The organism is Enterobacter cloacae complex sp. IR5403 (genome assembly GCF_049238705.1).
GTDB lineage: Bacteria > Pseudomonadota > Gammaproteobacteria > Enterobacterales > Enterobacteriaceae > Enterobacter > Enterobacter hormaechei_C.
Genome location: NZ_JBMKHP010000003.1, coordinates 55,443 through 68,727, shown reverse-complemented (window position 1 = coordinate 68,727; position 13,285 = coordinate 55,443). Strand labels below are relative to the sequence as shown.

The window sequence follows — 13,285 nt, the reverse complement described above, 5'->3', positions numbered from 1 at the left end:
TACTATGTCTCGTAATACTGAAGCAACGAGTGATGTAAACACCTGGAGCGGCGGACACCTCAACTATAAAGAGGGTTTCTTCACGCAGCTGCAAACCGATGAGCTGGCGAAAGGCATCAACGAAGAGGTCGTGCGCGCCATTTCGGCGAAACGTAACGAGCCGGAGTGGATGCTGGAGTTTCGCCTGAGCGCATTCCGCGCGTGGCTGGAGATGGAAGAACCCCACTGGCTGAAAGCGCATTACGATAAGCTGAACTATCAGGATTACAGCTACTATTCCGCGCCCTCCTGCGGCAGCTGTGATGATACCTGTGCCTCGCAACCCGGCGCGGTACAGCAAACCGGTGCCGAGAACAGCTTCCTGAGTAAAGAGGTGGAAGAGGCGTTCAATCAGCTCGGCGTGCCCGTGCGCGAAGGCAAAGAGGTGGCGGTAGACGCCATTTTTGACTCCGTCTCGGTGGCAACCACCTACCGTGAAAAACTGGCGGAGCAGGGGATTATTTTCTGCTCCTTCGGGGAAGCCATTCACGATCACCCGGAGCTGGTGAAAAAGTACATTGGCACCGTGGTACCCAGTAACGATAACTTCTTCGCGGCACTGAATGCGGCGGTAGCGTCAGACGGGACCTTTATCTACGTGCCGAAAGGCGTGCGCTGCCCGATGGAGCTCTCGACCTATTTCCGCATCAACGCGGAAAAAACCGGTCAGTTTGAACGCACCATCCTGGTGGCCGATGAAGGCAGCTACGTCAGCTATATCGAAGGCTGTTCGGCGCCGGTGCGCGACAGCTACCAGCTGCACGCGGCGGTGGTAGAGGTCATCATCCATAAAGACGCGGAAGTGAAATACTCTACGGTACAGAACTGGTTCCCGGGCGACGGCAACACCGGTGGTATTCTGAACTTCGTCACCAAGCGTGCGCTGTGCGAAGGCGAAAACAGCAAGATGTCCTGGACGCAGTCAGAAACCGGCTCCGCCATTACCTGGAAATACCCGAGCTGTATTCTGCGCGGCGACAACTCCATCGGTGAGTTTTACTCCGTGGCGCTGACCAGCGGTCATCAGCAGGCCGATACCGGCACCAAGATGATCCACATCGGTAAAAACACCAAATCGACCATCATCTCCAAAGGGATCTCTGCCGGTCACAGCCAGAACAGCTATCGTGGGCTGGTGAAAATCATGCCGACGGCAACCAACGCGCGTAACTTCACCCAGTGCGACTCCATGCTGATTGGCGCGGACTGCGGGGCGCACACCTTCCCGTATGTCGAATGCCGCAATAACAGCGCCCAGCTTGAGCATGAGGCAACTACGTCACGTATTGGTGAAGATCAGCTTTTCTACTGCCTGCAACGCGGGATCAGTGAAGAAGATGCGATTTCAATGATCGTTAACGGCTTCTGTAAGGACGTGTTCTCTGAACTGCCGCTGGAATTTGCCGTTGAAGCCCAGAAACTCCTCGCCATTAGTCTTGAACACAGCGTCGGTTAAGGAAAGCACATGTTAAGCATTAAAGATTTACAGGTTAGCGTGGAAGAGAAAGAGATCCTGCGTGGCCTCAATTTTGACGTCAAACCGGGTGAAGTTCACGCCATCATGGGGCCAAACGGCTCCGGGAAAAGTACGCTTTCAGCGACGCTGGCAGGACGCGAAGATTATGAAGTCACCAGCGGCTCCGTTGAGTTTAACGGCAAAGATCTGCTGGAGATGTCGCCGGAAGAGCGTGCCGGCGAGGGCATCTTTATGGCCTTCCAGTATCCGGTGGAAATTCCGGGCGTCAGCAACCAGTTCTTTCTGCAAACCGCGCTGAACGCGGTGCGCAAGTATCGCGGCCTTGAGGCGCTGGATCGCTTTGACTTCCAGGATCTGATGGAAGAGAAGATTAAGCTGCTGAAAATGCCGGAAGATCTGCTGACCCGCTCGGTAAACGTGGGTTTCTCCGGCGGTGAGAAGAAACGTAACGATATTCTGCAAATGGCGGTTCTGGAACCGGCCCTGTGCATTCTCGATGAGACCGATTCAGGGCTGGATATCGATGCCCTGAAGATCGTTGCCGACGGGGTGAACTCCCTGCGTGACGGCAACCGCTCATTTATCATCGTGACTCACTACCAGCGAATACTTGACTACATCAAACCGGACTATGTCCACGTGCTTTACCAGGGACGCATTGTGAAATCCGGTGACTTTACGCTGGTTAAACAACTGGAGGAGCAGGGTTATGGCTGGCTTACCGAACAGCAGTAATGCACTCCAGCAGTGGCACCGGCTGTTTGAAGCGCAGGGTGGAGCGCGCTCTGAACAGGCCCAGCACCATCTTCAGCAGATGCTGCGTCTCGGTTTACCGACGCGTAAACATGAGAACTGGAAATATACCCCGCTGGATGGCCTGCTGAACGGCGAGTTTGTCACCCGTCTGGCGCAGGTCAGCTCCGATCAGCGCGACAGGCTGGCGCTGAGCGTGGATGCCGTGCGTCTGGTGTTTGTCGACGGTCAGTTCCGTGCGGAGCTGAGCGACAGCGTGCAGGAGAGCGGGTTCGATATCGTCATTAACGATGAACGTCAGTCGCTGAACGCGCCCGTTCAGCCTGAAGTCTTCCTGCACCTGACAGAGAGCCTGTCGCAATCTGTCACCCATATTCGCGTTAAGCGTAACCAGCGTCCGGCGAAACCGCTGCTGCTGATGCATATCACCCAGGGCGTTGAGGGTGATGAGATTAACACCGCCCACTATCGCCACCATCTTGAGCTGGCAGAAGGGGCAGAGGCGACGGTGATCGAGCATTACGTCAGCCTTAACGACACCCGTCATTTCACCGGTTCGCGTCTGACGATGAACGTGGCGGCCAATGCCCAACTGCACCACATCAAGCTGGCGTTTGAAAATCCGCTCAGTCACCACTTCGCCCACAACGATATTCTGCTGGGCCAGGATGCCGCGGCGTACAGCCACAGCTTCCTGCTTGGCGGCGCGGTGCTGCGCCACAATACCAGCACCCAGCTGAACGGTGAGAACACTACGCTGCGTATTAACAGCCTGGCGATGCCGGTGAAGTCAGAAGTGTGCGACACGCGCACCTGGCTTGAGCATAACAAAGGCTACTGCAACAGCCGTCAGCTGCACAAAACCATCGTCAGCGATAAAGGACGTGCGGTGTTTAACGGCCTGATCAACGTGGCACAGCACGCCATCAAAACTGACGGGCAGATGACCAATAACAACCTCTTGCTGGGACGTCTGGCAGAGGTGGACACCAAACCACAGCTGGAAATCTATGCGGACGATGTGAAATGCAGCCACGGCGCGACGGTCGGGCGTATTGACGATGAACAGATGTTCTACCTGCGCTCGCGCGGGATAGACCAGCAGGCCGCGCAAAAGATGATTATTTACGCCTTTGCGGCTGAGCTGACGGAAGCGCTGCCCGATGGCGGACTTAAACAGCAGGTGCTGGCCCGTATCGGTCAGCGGCTGCCTGGAGGCGAAGCATGACATTTCCCGTAGAGAAAGTCCGGGCAGATTTTCCGGTACTGACCCGTGAAGTGAACGGTCTGCCGCTGGCCTATCTCGACAGTGCGGCCAGCGCGCAAAAACCGAATCAGGTGGTGGATGCGGAAGCCGAGTTTTACCGCCATGGTTATGCGGCGGTACATCGCGGGATCCACACCCTGAGCGCCGAGGCGACCCAGCGCATGGAAAACGTGCGCACGCAGGTTGCGGCCTTCCTCAACGCGCGTTCGCCGGAAGAGCTGGTGTTCGTGCGTGGCACCACCGAAGGGATCAACCTGGTGGCTAACAGCTGGGGCAATGCGCAGGTGCACGCGGGGGATAACATCATCATCACCCAGATGGAGCACCACGCCAACATCGTGCCCTGGCAGATGCTCTGTGAGCGTGTGGGGGCGCAACTGCGGGTGATCCCTCTGAATGAAGACGGCACGCTCCAGCTGGAAAAACTGGACGCTCTGCTGGACGACAGAACGCGGCTGGTGGCGGTGACTCACGTTTCAAACGTACTGGGGACGGAAAATCCGGTGGCGCTGATCGTCGACAAAGCCCATCAGGCCGGTGCGAAAGTGTTGATTGATGGTGCCCAGGCGGTGATGCACCATGCGGTTGATGTTCAGGCCCTGGACTGCGATTTCTACGTCTTCTCCGGGCACAAGCTCTATGGCCCGACGGGCATCGGCGTGTTGTATGTGAAAGAGGACATTCTCCAGGCCATGCCGCCGTGGGAAGGGGGCGGGTCAATGATCGCCACCGTCAGCCTGACGGACGGCACAACCTACGCCCGTGCGCCCTGGCGCTTCGAGGCGGGTACGCCCAACACGGGCGGGATCATCGGGCTGGGCGCGGCCATTAGCTACGTCTCTGAAACGGGGCTGGCGGCGATTCAGGAGTACGAACAGCAGCTGATGCATTATGCCTTGCAGGAGCTTGCCAGCGTCCCGGATCTGACCTTATATGGTCCTGCTGACCGTCTGGGTGTGATAGCCTTCAACCTCGGCAAGCATCACGCCTATGATGTGGGCAGTTTCCTTGATAATTACGGCGTCGCCGTGCGTACCGGGCATCACTGCGCGATGCCGCTGATGGCGTATTATCAGGTACCGGCTATGTGCCGCGCATCGCTGGTGATGTACAACACAACGGAAGAGGTCGACAGACTGGTGGCGGGACTAAAACGTATTCACCAGCTGCTTGGCTAACGGAGAGGCGAGAGATGGCAGATTTGCCGGACAGAGATAAATTGCTGCGCAACTTTGGGCGTTGCGCAAACTGGGAAGAGAAATACCTTTATATCATCGAGCTGGGTCAGCGCCTGCCGCCGCTCAGCGAAGAGGCGCATAACCCGGACAACATCATTCAGGGCTGCCAGAGCCAGGTCTGGATCCTGATGCAGCAGACGGATGAAGGCGTAATCGAATTACAGGGTGACAGCGATGCCGCCATTGTGAAGGGGCTTATTGCCGTCGTATTTATTCTTTATCATCAGATGTCGGCGCAGGATATTGTCGCCTTTGACGTTCGCCCGTGGTTTGAAAAAATGGCCTTAACCCAACACCTCACCCCGTCCCGATCCCAGGGGCTGGAAGCGATGATCCGCGCCATACGCGCCAAAGCCGCAATCCTTAGCTAAACTGACAGAACAGCATTCATTCTGTTTCGCGGGGTGGTTTCCACCTCGCTGGTTTTTCAGCTTTCTGACGTTTGGTCAGTGAATAAGGAATCTCAGCATGAAGCGCGCGTCTCTAATAACTCTATTACTCCTTGGTTCGCTCAGTGCTGTTAATTCAGCCAGGGCGGTTGATTATCCTTTACCGCCCGCAGGCAGCCGCCTGATTGGGCAAAACCAGACATACACCATTCAGGAAGGTGACAATAAACTTCAGTCTATCGCTCGTCGGTTTAATACCGCCGCACAGCTCATCCTTGAAACCAATAATACCATTGCACCGGTGAACCCTGCGCCAGGAACGGTCATTACGATCCCTTCCCAGATGCTACTGCCAGACACCGAGCGCGAGGGCATTGTGGTGAATCTGGCGGAGCTGCGTCTTTACTTCTATCCGCCTGGCGAAAATATCGTGCAGGTCTATCCGCTGGGTATTGGTCAGCTTGGGCTGGAAACACCGGTTAGCACCACCCGTGTGAGTCAGAAAATCGCTAATCCTACATGGACCCCCACAGCGGGCATCAGAGCGCGCTCACTGGCCCAGGGCATTAAACTGCCGCCTGTGGTACCCGCAGGGCCAAATAACCCGCTGGGGCGCTTTGCGTTGCGTCTGGGCATCGGGAATGGGGAATATCTTATTCACGGCACCAGCGCGCCGGACAGCGTAGGGCTGCGGGTCAGCTCGGGCTGTATGCGGATGAACGCGCCGGATATCAAAGCGTTGTTTGAGCAAGTGCGCGTCGGCACGCGGGTGCAGATCATCAATGAGCCGGTGAAGTTCTCCGTCGAGCCAGATGGCAAACGTTATATCGAAGTGCACAGGCCGCTGGCGCAGGCTGAGGGTGAAAACCCACAGACGGTGCCGTTCACGCACTCGGCGGCGTTTACCGCCTTTGCAGCGGAATCAGGTAGCGATAAAACGCTTATCGATAAAGCCCTGGCGCGCAGAGCGGGGATCCCGGTGGCCGTTTCAGCAGGCAATGGTTCGTCAGCCAGCAATTCTGTCCTGTCGGTGCAGAACAGTCGTGTCTCAGCGGCGGTGGCGGAAGGCGAGGGAGAGAAAGCGCTTCAGTAGAGGTTTGACGAAGGCAAAAAAAATGGCGCACAATGTGCGCCATTTTATTAACAGGTACTATTACTTACGGTATTTAGTAGCCTGGTTGTCCAGACGCTGGTTAGCGCGAGCTGCGTCGTCTTTAGCAGCCTGAACGTCGGAACGCATTGCGTTCACGTCGTTGCTCAGCTGGTCAACTTTAGCGTTCAGAGTCTGAACGTCAGAAGACAGCTGATCGATTTTAGCGTTGCTGGAGCAACCTGCCAGCAGAGTAGAACCCAGGATTACCGCGCCCAGTACCAGTTTAGTACGATTCATTATTAATACCCTCTAGATTGAGTTAATCTCCATGTAGCGTTACAAGTATTACACAAAGTTTTTTGGGTTGAGAATATTTTTTTGATGGGATTACGCCTATTTTTGATCGTTCGCTCAAAGAAGCAACGAAATCGGCAATTTTGACGAAAAAGCTATGTTAAAAAAGGCATTTTTCATCGGATTCATCTTAGATAAATCGCGATTAAATAGAAAAACCCGATTTGCTTTTTGAATAGTACTGGTTAAAGGCGGGAATAAAAAAAGCGCCCCGAAGGACGCTTTTTAACAAAACAATAATTTGTTCGTGAAATATTACAGCACGTGGACAGATGCCGTGTTGGTGGTGCCGCTTGGAACCAGCGCGCCAGAAACCATAACCACCACGTCGCCTTTCTGAGCCAGGCCACAATCAACCAGTTCCAGCGCCACTTCTTTACCCAGACGATAGAAATCATCGGTAGAGGCAATCTCTTTCACCAGGTGTGGGATCACGCCTTTGCTCAGCACCAGCTGACGCGCGGTGGTTTCGTTGGTGGTCAGCGCCAGAATGGTCGCATCCGGGAAGTATTTACGCACGGCACGCGCAGATTTACCGCCCTGGGTCGCCACGACAATCAGTGGGGCTTCCAGTTTTTCGGCGGTTTCTACCGCACCACGGCACACGGCTTCGGTGATGCGCAGTTTACGGCTGTCGTTGTTGTAATCCAGACGGCTTTTCATCACGCGGTCGGTACGCTCACAGATGGTCGCCATGATGCTGACCGCTTCCAGAGGGTATTTCCCTTTTGCAGATTCGCCAGACAGCATAACGGCATCGGTACCGTCGAGGATGGCGTTCGCCACGTCGCCTGCTTCGGCGCGGGTAGGGCGTGGGTTTTTGATCATGGAGTCCAGCATCTGCGTTGCGGTGATAACCACTTTACGCGCGCGAACACATTTCTCGATCATCATCTTCTGCGCGAAGATCACTTCTTCAACCGGGATTTCAACGCCCAGGTCGCCACGCGCAACCATGATACCGTCAGACGCTTCGAGGATTTCGTCGAAGTTGTTCAGGCCTTCCTGGTTTTCGATCTTGGAGATGATCTGGATGTTCTCGCCGCCGTGCGCTTTCAGGTGCTCACGGATCTCAACCACGTCAGAACGTTTACGGATAAAGGAGGCAGCAACGAAGTCCACGCCTTGTTCGCAGCCGAAGATCAGGTCTTGTTTGTCTTTTTCAGCCAGCGCTGGCAGCGCAATGGACACACCCGGCAGGTTAACGCCTTTGTTTTCGCCCAGATCGCCGTTGTTCAGCACTTTACAGATAACCTTGTTGCCTTCGATCGCGGTCACTTCCATGCCGATCAGGCCGTCATCCACCAGCACGGTGTTGCCAACGGACAGGTCGCTGGTGAAGCCTTCGTAGGTCACGGCAACGATTTCGTTGTTACCTACAACGGATTTGTCGGTGGTGAAGGTGAAGGTCTGGCCCGCTTTCAGGGAAACGTCGTTACCGCCTTCCAGTTTGATGGTGCGGATTTCAGGACCTTTGGTGTCGAGCAGGATCGCCGCTTTTTTCCCGGTCTTGCTCATCACGTTGCGCAAGTTCTGGATACGCTGACCGTGTTCAGCATAGTCGCCGTGGGAGAAGTTCAGACGCATCACGTTCATGCCGGCATCCAGCATTTTGCTCAGCATCTCTTCGGATTCGGTTTTCGGGCCGATAGTACAAACAATTTTCGTCTTTTTCATGACAGTCTTAGTCTTTAAGTTGGGAAGGATATGGAAATCTCGCTCCGGGGGCGCACCGCCGCGGAGTCAAACCTGTGTTGCGAAAGAGTATATGACACGCACTAAGAATAGGTGACATCAAATGAGCGTGCAGAAGAAAGTGTGCCTGAGTGCCAGCCCAACGAAGGAGAGGAGAAGTTGTACGTTGTTTTTTGTATTCCAAGCGCTGAAACCATTCACCAGGGATTTGGCGCGCATTATACGCTGATTTACAGTAAAAAGGAAAATGGAAACAGCGTTTCAAAAACAATCTGTGCAGATTCACATAAGTTTGTTATCAAGGCGTTAAGGCCTAATGTCATCTTATGACGGCAGGCGCAATGCCCGCCGTTTTTTGCTCACTTTTCCAGCGCCTGTTGAAGGTCGGCAATCAGATCCTTCGCATCCTCAATCCCCACCGACAGGCGGATAAGCTGCGGCACAATGCCGTTTGCAAGACGCTGTGCCAGTGGAATGGAGGCGTGGGTCATGCTGTAGGGCTGGCTCACCAGACTCTCCACACCGCCCAGGCTTTCCGCCAGGGTAAAGAGCGTAAGATGACGGATCACCTCTGTCGCGCGTTGCGCATCGCCTTTAATCACAACGGAGATCATGCCGCCCGGCAGCGCCATTTGTCTGCGGGCCAGCGCATGCTGGGGATGTGACGCCAGCCCGGGATAGAACACGCGGTCTACCTGCGGATGCTGCTCCAGCCATTGCGCAATCGCCAGCGCGTTGGCGCTGTGCTTCTCAACGCGCAGTGAGAGGGTGCGAATCCCCCGCAGCGTCAGGAAGCTGCTGAACGGATCCAGAACGCCGCCAACCGCGTTTTGCAGATAGCCCAGACGCTCCGCGAGATCCTTATTCGCCCCGACAACAGCCAGCCCGGCAACCACGTCTGAATGACCGTTGAGATATTTAGTGGCGGAGTGGACCACTATGTCGAACCCCGCCTCCAGCGGCCGGTGAATGACCGGGGAGGCGAAGGTATTATCCGCCACGCTGATCGCATTATGGCGCCGGGCAATGTCCGCGATGGCCTCCAGGTCGGCCAGTTTCAGCAGCGGGTTCGTCGGCGTTTCCACCCAGATCATGCGGGTGTCCGGGCGAATGGCGGCCTCAAGTCCGGCTACATCGTCCGGCTTAACCCAGCTCACCTGTAACCCGGTGCTGCGTTTGCGCACGTTTTCGATCAGGCGATACGTACCGCCATACACGTCGTCTATGGCGACAATATGGCTGTCTTTATCCAGCAGTTCGAGCACGGTGGAAATGGCCGCCAGCCCTGACGCGAAAGCGTACCCGCGCGTGCCGCCTTCCAGTTCGGCGATGGCGGTCTCCAGCGCGTGGCGGGTTGGGTTGCCGCTCCGGGAGTATTCGTAGCCGGTATGTTCACCCGGTGCCGGTTGCGCAAACGTCGACGTGGCGTAAATCGGCGGCATCACGGCGCCGTGCGGGTCGTGAAACTCACCGCTGTGAACGCTGAGGGTGGCCAGGTTTTTCATCTTTTGCTCCTTTTATTTCGTCAGGCGGTTACGCCAGGCGGTGAGTACGTCACTGCGTGTGATCAGACCCAGAAAGCGATCTGCGTCATAAATAATCGCCACCAGGCCACGGTCAAAGATGGCGTACAGGGCGCTCTCCGGGGCCTGCTTATCCAGATATTCGACCTGACGCGTCATGGCTGCCGTCACGGGGAGTGAGAAGCGATCGGCATCTCCCCCGATGTGTCGCAGCAGGTCCCACTCGTCGATGATGCCGACGACCTTGTCGTTATCGAGCACCGGCAGCTGGGAGATGTCGTACAGGCGCATGCGGGCCAGCACGGTGGAAAGCGTGTCGTCCGGGGCGGCAGTCACCGTCGCGCCTTCATCGTGGCGCAGGGCAATATAGTCCGAGAGATCGCCTGCCTGCGGACGCGAAATCAGCCCCTGCTGACGCATCCAGTCGTCGTTGAACATCTTCGAGAGGTATTTATTGCCGCTGTCGCAGGCGAAGGTGACCACACGTTTTGGCGTAGTCTGCGCCTGGCAATATTTCAGCGCCGCCGCCAGCAGCGTGCCGGTGGAGGAGCCTGCCAGGATCCCTTCCGTTTTTAGCAGATCGCGGGCGGTGGTGAACGCCTCGCGATCGGTAATGCGCCAGGCGCGGTTAACCCCTTCGATGTGCGCCAGCGGAGGGATAAAGTCTTCGCCAATCCCCTCAACCAGCCACGATCCGGCATCGTGATGGCGTCCGGTCTCAACCTGGTCCGCCAGCACCGACCCGGCCGGATCGGCAAGCACAAATTCCGTCTGCGGCGAATGTTCTGCAAACCACGCCTGTAAGCCCCCCAGCGTACCACCGGACCCCACGCCGACGACGATGGCATCGATTTGGCCGTCAAGCTGTTCAAACAGTTCCGGTGCGGTAGTGGTGCGGTGCGCCAGCGGATTGGCCGCGTTATTGAACTGGTCGATATAAAACGCGCCTGGCAGTTCGTTCGCCAGCCGCCGGGCATAATCCTGGTAGTAGGCCGGATGCCCTTTATTCACATCCGAGCGGGTCAGCACGACCTGCGCCCCTAACGCGCGCAGGTGGAAAATCTTCTCGCGGCTCATTTTGTCCGGCACCACCAGGATCAGCGAGTAGCCCTTCTGCGCCGCAATCAACGCCAGCCCCAGGCCGGTGTTCCCCGCCGTGGCTTCAATAATTGTGCCGCCGGGCCGTAGCTGGCCCGTACGCTCGGCTTCATTAATCATCGACAGCGCGACGCGGTCTTTAATCGAGCCGCCGGGATTCTGGTTTTCCAGCTTCAGAAACAGCGAGCAGGGGCCGGTGTCCAGCTTGTGCAGCTGGATGAGCGGCGTACGGCCAATCAGTTCGGTGACGGAGTGGTAAAGCGTCATGATCATGTCCTGTGAAGAGGTGATGACCGGATGATAGAACCATGAAATTTTCTCAATAAAGAACGTTTCACTGAGTTTTAGAACGGAAAGGAATAATCCTTATGTTTTCAGATGGAAAGACAGCAAGACGTAAAGTTGTCCGGATGTGAGGATGGCTATATCCGCATAATATGCTGCAAAATTAGCCGATTTCGTCGGGTGAGTAAGACCTGATATGCAAATGGCAGATAATTATTGCTGATATTCATCTAAATGCTTTTCACCCGGCAGTTCGCTGCTTATTCCTGAGCGTTATAAGACATTCTTTTTTGGTCATTTAAAAGCTGATAACGGCTGTTTACTATCTTTTGGACATCCATACTGCTAAACCGCTATATGCGAAACGGATAACGAATAAGAATGATTGTACTCAGCAATATTTCGAAGGTTTTTGACAACGGGAAACAGGCGCTGACAGCCGTTGATAACGTCAACCTGACGATAGAGCAGGGACAGATTTACGGGATCATCGGTTACAGCGGGGCCGGGAAAAGTACGCTGATCCGTCTGCTGAACGGTCTGGAAAAGCCCAGCGCCGGCAGCGTCACCATTAACGGTCAGGATATCTCCGCCGCGAAGGGAGAAGCGCTGCGTCAGGCACGCCTGAAAATCAGCATGGTGTTCCAGCACTTTAATCTGCTCTGGTCGCGCACGGTGAAGGAAAACATCGCCTTTTCAATGCAAATTGCCGGTGTGCCAAAAGCGCAAATTCAGGCTCGCGTTGCCGAGCTGGTGGAGCTGGTCGGCCTGAAGGGGCGCGAGAATGCCTACCCATCCCAGCTGAGCGGCGGGCAAAAACAGCGTGTGGGCATTGCCCGCGCGCTGGCCAATCATCCGGACGTACTGCTGTGTGACGAAGCCACCTCGGCGCTGGATCCGCAGACCACCGATCAGATCCTCGATCTGCTCCTGGACATTAACCGTCGCTTTGACCTGACCATCGTACTTATTACGCATGAGATGCACGTGGTGCGCAAAATCTGCGACCGCGTGGCGGTGATGGAAAACGGCAAGGTGGTGGAAGAGGGGGACGTGCTGAGCGTGTTTACGCATCCGCAGCAGCCGATCACCCGGCAGTTTGTCCGCCAGGTGAGCCAGTACGCGGAGGAAGAGACCTTCAATACCGAACTGGCAAACGATCTGGAAGGCACGGTAATCAGGCTGACCTTCACCGGGCACAGCACGCACAGGCCGATCGTCGGTGAACTGACCCTGCGCTACGGCCTGCCGTTTAACATCCTGCACGGCAAAATGACGCAAACCGCCCACGGTGTTTTCGGGCAGCTCTGGGTGCACGTGGTGGCATCGGACGAACAACTGAACAATATCCTCGCCGACCTGAAGCAAAGCGATATTGAAGGCGAGGTAATCAAGCATGGCTGAAGAACTCTTTCCGCACCTGAAGTGGGATCAGCTTTGGGCTGCAACCCAGGAGACGCTTTACATGACCGCGCTTTCCGGCGTGGCGACATTTGTCCTGGGGATCGCGCTCGGTCTGGCGCTGTTTTTAACCGCCCGCGGCGGGTTATTCCACAACCGCACGGTCTACAGCGTGATGTCGATTGTGGTGAACGTGTTCCGCTCGATTCCGTTCATCATTCTCATCGTCCTGCTGATCCCGTTCACCAAGACCGTTGTGGGAACCATTCTCGGCGCTAACGCTGCGCTGCCCGCCCTGATTGTGGGCGCGGCGCCGTTCTACGCCCGTCTGGTCGAGATTGCCCTGCGAGAAGTGGACAAAGGAGTCATTGAGGCCACGCGTTCGATGGGCGCGCGGCTGAGCACGTTAGTGTTTCGGGTTTTATTGCCGGAATCTTCACCCGCACTGGTTTCAGGTATGACGGTGACGCTGATTGCGCTGGTGAGCTACAGCGCAATGGCAGGGGTGATAGGTGCTGGCGGTTTGGGAAATCTGGCTTATCTGGAAGGATTCCAGCGCAACCATGGTGACGTCACGCTGGTGGCAACGGTGACCATTCTGATCATCGTGTTCATTATCCAGTTCTGCGGCGATGCCATTACTTCACTGTTAGATAAACGCTAATAAATACAC

The 13,285-nt window shown here is 55.9% G+C and carries 13 protein-coding genes; 8 read left to right on the top strand and 5 right to left on the bottom strand.

The features are described 5' to 3' along the window. Window positions 1-4: 4 nt before the first annotated feature. The 6 genes from sufB (at window position 5) to ldtE (ending at window position 6,256) form a co-directional block, all read left to right on the top strand. Entirely contained in the window at window positions 5-1,495 is a 1,491-nt protein-coding gene (sufB, locus tag ACOTW6_RS05400) for a Fe-S cluster assembly protein SufB (protein WP_003857739.1), read from the top strand. A 9-nt stretch (window positions 1,496-1,504) separates the two neighbouring features. Continuing rightward, window positions 1,505-2,251: a Fe-S cluster assembly ATPase SufC gene (sufC, locus tag ACOTW6_RS05395; RefSeq protein WP_003857736.1), complete on the top strand. Its 747-nt coding sequence runs from the start codon at window positions 1,505-1,507 to the stop codon at window positions 2,249-2,251. Then, entirely contained in the window at window positions 2,226-3,497 is a 1,272-nt protein-coding gene (gene sufD, locus ACOTW6_RS05390) for a Fe-S cluster assembly protein SufD (RefSeq protein ID WP_213788662.1), read from the top strand. Before sufC ends, sufD begins: the two co-directional genes overlap by 26 nt. Next, window positions 3,494-4,714 carry a cysteine desulfurase SufS gene (sufS, locus tag ACOTW6_RS05385; protein WP_213788663.1) on the top strand — a complete coding sequence of 407 codons (1,221 nt, stop codon included), beginning with the start codon at window positions 3,494-3,496 and terminating at the stop codon, window positions 4,712-4,714. Before sufD ends, sufS begins: the two co-directional genes overlap by 4 nt. Before the next feature lie 14 nt (window positions 4,715-4,728). Beyond that, window positions 4,729-5,145 (top strand): cysteine desulfuration protein SufE, encoded by a 417-nt coding sequence (gene sufE / locus ACOTW6_RS05380; RefSeq protein ID WP_017693566.1) that lies wholly within the window; start codon window positions 4,729-4,731, stop codon window positions 5,143-5,145. 97 nt (window positions 5,146-5,242) lie between these two features. After that, the gene (ldtE, locus tag ACOTW6_RS05375) at window positions 5,243-6,256 is read left to right on the top strand and encodes a L,D-transpeptidase LdtE (protein ID WP_213788664.1); all 1,014 of its coding nucleotides are present in this window, start codon (window positions 5,243-5,245) and stop codon (window positions 6,254-6,256) included. 60 nt (window positions 6,257-6,316) lie between these two features. On the opposite strand, the gene lpp is transcribed toward ldtE, so the two are convergent. The 5 genes from lpp to ACOTW6_RS05350 all read right to left on the bottom strand — a co-directional run bounded on the left by lpp (window position 6,317) and on the right by ACOTW6_RS05350 (window position 11,193). Next, window positions 6,317-6,553 carry a murein lipoprotein Lpp gene (gene lpp, locus ACOTW6_RS05370; RefSeq protein WP_001082307.1) on the bottom strand — a complete coding sequence of 79 codons (237 nt, stop codon included), beginning with the start codon at window positions 6,551-6,553 and terminating at the stop codon, window positions 6,317-6,319. A 312-nt stretch (window positions 6,554-6,865) separates the two neighbouring features. Then, window positions 6,866-8,287 carry a pyruvate kinase PykF gene (pykF, locus tag ACOTW6_RS05365; protein ID WP_003857687.1) on the bottom strand — a complete coding sequence of 474 codons (1,422 nt, stop codon included), beginning with the start codon at window positions 8,285-8,287 and terminating at the stop codon, window positions 6,866-6,868. 7 nt (window positions 8,288-8,294) lie between these two features. After that, entirely contained in the window at window positions 8,295-8,591 is a 297-nt protein-coding gene (locus ACOTW6_RS05360) for a hypothetical protein (protein WP_418249985.1), read from the bottom strand. Between the two features lie 73 nt (window positions 8,592-8,664). Continuing rightward, window positions 8,665-9,810: a trans-sulfuration enzyme family protein gene (locus ACOTW6_RS05355; RefSeq protein ID WP_213788665.1), complete on the bottom strand. Its 1,146-nt coding sequence runs from the start codon at window positions 9,808-9,810 to the stop codon at window positions 8,665-8,667. A 12-nt stretch (window positions 9,811-9,822) separates the two neighbouring features. After that, window positions 9,823-11,193: a pyridoxal-phosphate dependent enzyme gene (locus ACOTW6_RS05350; protein ID WP_045142545.1), complete on the bottom strand. Its 1,371-nt coding sequence runs from the start codon at window positions 11,191-11,193 to the stop codon at window positions 9,823-9,825. 399 nt (window positions 11,194-11,592) lie between these two features. Here ACOTW6_RS05350 and ACOTW6_RS05345 point away from each other — a divergent pair, with 399 nt between their 5' ends. Both ACOTW6_RS05345 and ACOTW6_RS05340 read left to right on the top strand, forming a co-directional pair. Continuing rightward, window positions 11,593-12,615 carry a methionine ABC transporter ATP-binding protein gene (locus ACOTW6_RS05345; RefSeq protein ID WP_109937618.1) on the top strand — a complete coding sequence of 341 codons (1,023 nt, stop codon included), beginning with the start codon at window positions 11,593-11,595 and terminating at the stop codon, window positions 12,613-12,615. Continuing rightward, window positions 12,608-13,276: a methionine ABC transporter permease gene (locus tag ACOTW6_RS05340; protein ID WP_017384621.1), complete on the top strand. Its 669-nt coding sequence runs from the start codon at window positions 12,608-12,610 to the stop codon at window positions 13,274-13,276. Before ACOTW6_RS05345 ends, ACOTW6_RS05340 begins: the two co-directional genes overlap by 8 nt. The last annotated feature ends 9 nt before the right edge of the window (window positions 13,277-13,285 follow it).